5 protein-coding genes are annotated in these 4,867 nt (G+C 73.7%); all 5 read left to right on the forward strand.

All coding sequences use genetic code 11. The features are described from left to right. A partial coding sequence (locus ACWCO3_RS31515; protein WP_450013527.1) for a helix-turn-helix transcriptional regulator occupies nucleotides 1-1,188 on the forward strand: 1,188 nt, incomplete at its 5' end. A 12-nt stretch (nucleotides 1,189-1,200) separates the two neighbouring features. Next, on the forward strand, nucleotides 1,201-3,141 hold the full coding sequence (locus tag ACWCO3_RS31520) for a sensor histidine kinase (RefSeq protein ID WP_145780437.1): 1,941 nt from the start codon (nucleotides 1,201-1,203) through the stop codon (nucleotides 3,139-3,141). Then, complete coding sequence (locus tag ACWCO3_RS31525; protein ID WP_244311664.1) at nucleotides 3,138-3,587, forward strand: roadblock/LC7 domain-containing protein; 450 nt, start codon at nucleotides 3,138-3,140, stop codon at nucleotides 3,585-3,587. The genes ACWCO3_RS31520 and ACWCO3_RS31525 overlap by 4 nt, the downstream gene beginning before the upstream one ends. Then, on the forward strand, nucleotides 3,565-3,945 hold the full coding sequence (locus ACWCO3_RS31530; protein WP_280116482.1) for a DUF742 domain-containing protein: 381 nt from the start codon (nucleotides 3,565-3,567) through the stop codon (nucleotides 3,943-3,945). Before ACWCO3_RS31525 ends, ACWCO3_RS31530 begins: the two co-directional genes overlap by 23 nt. A gap of 72 nt (nucleotides 3,946-4,017) precedes the next feature. Beyond that, nucleotides 4,018-4,758 (forward strand): cellulose binding domain-containing protein, encoded by a 741-nt coding sequence (locus ACWCO3_RS31535; RefSeq protein ID WP_358077031.1) that lies wholly within the window; start codon nucleotides 4,018-4,020, stop codon nucleotides 4,756-4,758. Nucleotides 4,759-4,867: the final 109 nt, after the last annotated feature.

Consider the following 4,867-nt stretch of genomic DNA (forward strand, 5'->3'; position numbering starts at 1 on the left):
GACAGCGTGTCCGGCCCGCCGACCGCCGCGCTCTCCGCCCTCGTCCAGGCCGCCGCGTTGCTGGAACCGGACGGGCGGGCGGCGCTCCTGCCGGACAGCCCGGCCGCGCTCGCCGCGTTGACCGCCGTGCACTGTGGTGAGCTGGAGATCGCCGAGCGGGTGTTGCATCGTGCCCTGGCCGCCGGTGTCGGTGGCCCGCTGATGGCACGCCGCCACCGGCTGTTGCAGGCCTGGATCCTGATGGTCCGGGGCGACACGCACGCCGCGACCGAACGCCTCGCCACTGTCACGCTCGACGGGCGTCAACTGGAGTCCCGCGACCTGCTCTTCGCCGCCGCGATCCGGATGGGCGTCAGCCGACGCAACAGCGACCTCGGCGCGCTCAAGCGGGGCTGGGGGCAGGCGCTGGAGGCGGTGGTCCGGCACCCCGTCGACCTGTTCACCCTGTTGCCGCTGGGTGAGCTGGCCATCGCGGGCGCACGGCTCGGTGACCTGGCCCGCCTGGAGCCGTACCTGATCCAGGGGCGTGCGTTGCTGAGCCGACTCGGCGACCCCCCACTGTGGAGTGTCCCGCTGCGCTGGAGTGGCCTGCACGCCGCGATCCTGACCGCCGAGCCGGCGACCGCCGACGAACACGTCGCCGCGCTGCTCGCCGCCGCCGACCACAGCCGGTACGCCGCAGTGGTCGCCGCCGCGGCACAGAGCTGGGTGGAGGTGCTGCGCGGCGACGTCGACCCGATCCGGGTGGAGGCCGCCGCCCGAGGGCTGCACGACACCGGGCTGTGCTGGGACGGCGCACGCCTCGCCGGTCAGGCCGCCATCCGCACCGCGGACCGACGGGCGATGACCACCCTGCTCGAATGCGCCCGCGCACTCCAGGGACGGCCGTCCGGCGGGCCGGCACCGGCGACCGGCGCCAGCACGACGCGGGTCGCCGGCCCCACCCAGCAGGGCCTCAGCGACCGCGAGTACGAGGTCGCCGAACTCGTGCTGGCCGGATTGACCTACCGGGAGATCGGCGACCGGCTCTTCATCTCGGCGAAGACCGTCGAACACCACGTGGCGCGGATGCGCAACCGGCTGAACTGTGCCAACCGCACCGAGTTGCTGGCCCTGCTGCGCACCCTGGTCGCCGACCGGGCCAGCGACACGGCCGGCCAGCCGTGGCCCCAGCGAGCCGTCCGGTGAGCGGGGCGGCACGTGACGCGTAACGAGGTGCGGCTGATCCGGCTCAGGCTGGTCGTGCTGGCCGCCGTGCTGGTCTCACTCTGGTCGTACGCGGCCTACGTGGCCAGCCAGGACGCGATGGATCTGCTGCGGGTGCGTGCCCTGGCGGACACCCTGGGCCAACCCGTCGACCGCCTGATCCTGGGCTTGCAGACCGAACGTCGACTGACCGCCGAGACGGTCACGAGAGCCGCGCCGGTGGCGGCACCGCTGGTCGAGGCGCGCCAGGGAACCGACCGGGCCACCGCCGAGATCCGCGAGTTCGCCGACGGCCGCGACCTTCGACTGCTCAGCGCCGGTGACGTCCGGGACCGGGCCGGTGAGCTGGTCCGGCGACTCGACGGTCTGAGCACGATCCGCGCCAGGGTGGACGCCGGGGGTCTCGACGTGGCCAAGGCGGTCGACGGGTACGACCAGGTCATCGACGTCGCCTTTCGGGTGTACGGCCCGGAGTGGGGCGCGTACGAGAGCACGCTGGCAGCCGACACCCGCGCGGTGATCGCGCTGGCCCGCGCCCGGGAGCTGCTCGCCCGGGAGGACACCCTGGTCAGCACGGCCCTGAGCACCGGTCGGCTCGGTGCCGACGAGCGGCGTCGGCTGACCGAGCTCGTCAGCAGCCAGCGGTACGCGCGCGGCGAGGCGGCGGCCGGGTTGCCCGCCGACGACCAGGGCGAATACCAGCGCCTGGTGGGCGGGCCCGACTTCGCGAACCTGCTCGCCCTGGAGGACCTGCTGCTCTCCGGCGACGCCGGCACCGCCCCGACCGGGGTCACCGTGCAGGCCTGGCGGGCCGCCGTGGACGCCTCGCTCGGCGCGTTGCAGACACTGGTGACGACCACCGCCCGCAGCAGTGCCGAGCGGGCGGCGCCGGGCGCGGCCGTGGTGATCGCGCGCACCGGCGCGGTGGTGGGGCTCGGCCTCATCGTCGTGCTCGTGCTCCTGCTGGGCTGGGTGAACACCGTCCGCCGCCTGACCGACGCGCCGACCAGGACGGACAACGACACCCCGGCCCCGGTCCCCGCACCGTCCGGCGCCGGCGGCACGACACCGGTCGGCGGCGACCACGACCTGTTCCTGCGACTGACCCGACGCAACCAGGCACTGCTGCGCGACCAGCTCAACCTGCTCGACGGGATGCAACGCCGGGAGCGGTCGGCCGAGGAGACCGGCGAGCTGTTCCAACTCGACCACCTCACCACCCGGGTTCGACGTAACGTGGAGAAGCTGATCGCCCTCGCCGGCGCGACGCCCGCCCGCCGCTGGCGGCGGCCGGTGCCACTGCTCGACGTGGCGCGCGGCGCGGTCGCCGAGGTGCCGGACTACCACCGGGTCCTGATCGCGCCGCACTGGCCGTGGTCGTTGGCGGGACCCGCCGTCACGGACGTCGTCCACCTGCTGTCGGAGCTGATCGAGAATGCCCTCGCCCACTCGGCGTCGGACACCACGGTCCGCGTCTCCGGAGAGCACCGACCGCAGGGCTGCGCGGTCCTGGTCGTGGACGACGGGTCCGGCCTGGACGCGTCCACGCTGGCCGAGGCGAACCACCTGTTCGACAGTCCGCCGCCGGACGGCCCTCCACCGGGTTTCGCAGGTCTGTACGCCGCCGCCGTGCTGGCCGACAGGTGCGGTGCCCGCGTCTCCCTGCGTCCCAGCCAACGAGGTGGGACGGCGGCGATCGTGCTCCTCCCGGCCGCGCTGGTCACGCCCCGCGGCGACGCCCCCGGCGCGGCCACCGCAGCACCCGACACCGCCTATCCGCCCACCCGCGACGCCGTCGACCCGCCCGCCCCGAACGGCGACGGCGCGCTGCCGACGCGGGTTCGCCACGGCGGGCCGCCCGGCTTCGGAAACGACAGGACCAGCCTCGACACGGTCGAGATCCCGATCGCCAGAACAGCAAGGAGACATCCATGACGTCCGCAGTGGTCACCAACGACGGCCTGACCAGTGCCCTGGACCGCCTGGTCGACCGAGTGCACGGCGCGGAGTTCGCCGTGGTGCTCTCCCCCGACGGGCTGCCCCTCGGCGGCTCGCGGCAGGTGGGGGCGGAGCTGGTCGAGCAGATCTCCGGTGTGGTCGCCGGCCTGATCGGGTTGGGGCTGGCCGCCACCCGCGTCTGCGAGGGGGGTGCGCTCCGTCAGGTGGTGGTGCAGATGTCGCGGGCGTTCCTCTTCATCGCCACCATCCCGAACGGGACCATCCTCACCGTGCGGATCGCCGGCGACGACGTCGAGGTCGGCGACATGGCCTACGAGGTGGCGATGTTCGTGGGGCAGGCCGAGCGGCACCTGCCCATCCGTCTGGGACCGGCCTCCTCGGCGACGATCGGGGACACAGGTGCGCAGCACCGGCACCGCTGACGAGGCGTGGTACGACGACGAGGCGGGACCGGTAGCCCGGCCCTACACGATGACCGGCGGGCGTACCGCGCCCACGGGCAGCCAGTTCGACCTGATCGCACTGGTCGTCGCCCGTCGAGGGGTCACGCCGCCCACGCCGCTCTTCCCTGAACAAGCGCGGCTCGTCGAGCTGTGCCACCATCCAGTGTCGGTGGCCGAGGTCGGCGCCGAGCTGGACCTTCCGTTGGGGACCGTTCGGGTGCTGCTCGGCGACCTGCTCACGGCCGGGCTGATCGAGACGCACGACCCGCCGATGCTGTCGGAGCTGCCGACCGCGGATCTGCTCGAGGCGATCCTCGTCGGGCTTCGCGGTCTGTGACAGGGCCGATGACATCAGCGATCCGCACGGATCGCTGACGCATCCGGCGACGAACCGAAGGGGAGACAGGCAGTGCCGGCAACACCACCCCAACCACGCCGTACCGTGGCGATCATCCTGCTGGACCGGATCGTGGCTCTCGCCACGGCCACACGGCGGGTGCTCACCGGTCGGGACGACGTCTCGCGGGCCACCTGGGTGGCCGCGATCGCGGCGCTCGGGGTGCTGGTCGTGACGGCCGTCGCCGTCATCGGACTGCTGCGTACGCCGGAGAAGCTGACGCCGGTGACCCTCGACGCGCCGCCGTCTGCCGACCAGGTGGGCACGCAGGCGCCGGAGACCCCCCGGGCGCAGGCACGGCCGGCGGCGAGCAGTCCGACGGCGTCCGCTCCCCCACCGGTCGCGTCGGCCACCGCTTCAGCGCCGACGGTCGGGGCGTCGACCCGGCCCACCCCCAGCGGTGCGACCGCCTCGCCCACGCCGGCCGCCCTGAACGCCGACTTCTCCATCGCTGACAACGCGTTGCTCAGTTACGGAGCGGCCGTGACGATCACCAACCCCGGGCCGGTGTCGGTGCCGCAGTGGACGCTGACCGTCACCCTGCCCCGGGAGTCGCTGCGGGTCAGCGGCGTCGAGGGCGCACGGGCCAGCCGCGACGGTGCGGTGTGGACGTTCGTGCCGGACGGAAGCGCCGGTCAGGTGCCGGGCAGCGCGTCGGTCCGGGTGACGTTCCGGGTCAACGGCTCACCGGCGGGTGCGGCCCCCGAGGCGTGCACCATCGACGGGACCGCCTGCACCGGCCTGACGCACTGACCTCAGGCTGACCGGCGCCGGTCGGGAGCGGTACACCGAGCGTTCCGTCGACGGCAACGCCTGATTGATCACCAGTTCGGGGCCGCTTCGTACCGTTCCGGCCATGACT

The sequence above is a fragment of the Micromonospora sp. NPDC002411 genome (assembly GCF_053592955.1).

What these genes read in the sequence shown, in the direction of transcription:
- ACWCO3_RS31525 (WP_244311664.1), top strand. Translation starts at nt 3,138, where the DNA reads ATGACGTCCGCAGTGGTCACCAACGACGGCCTGACCAGTGCCCTGGAC.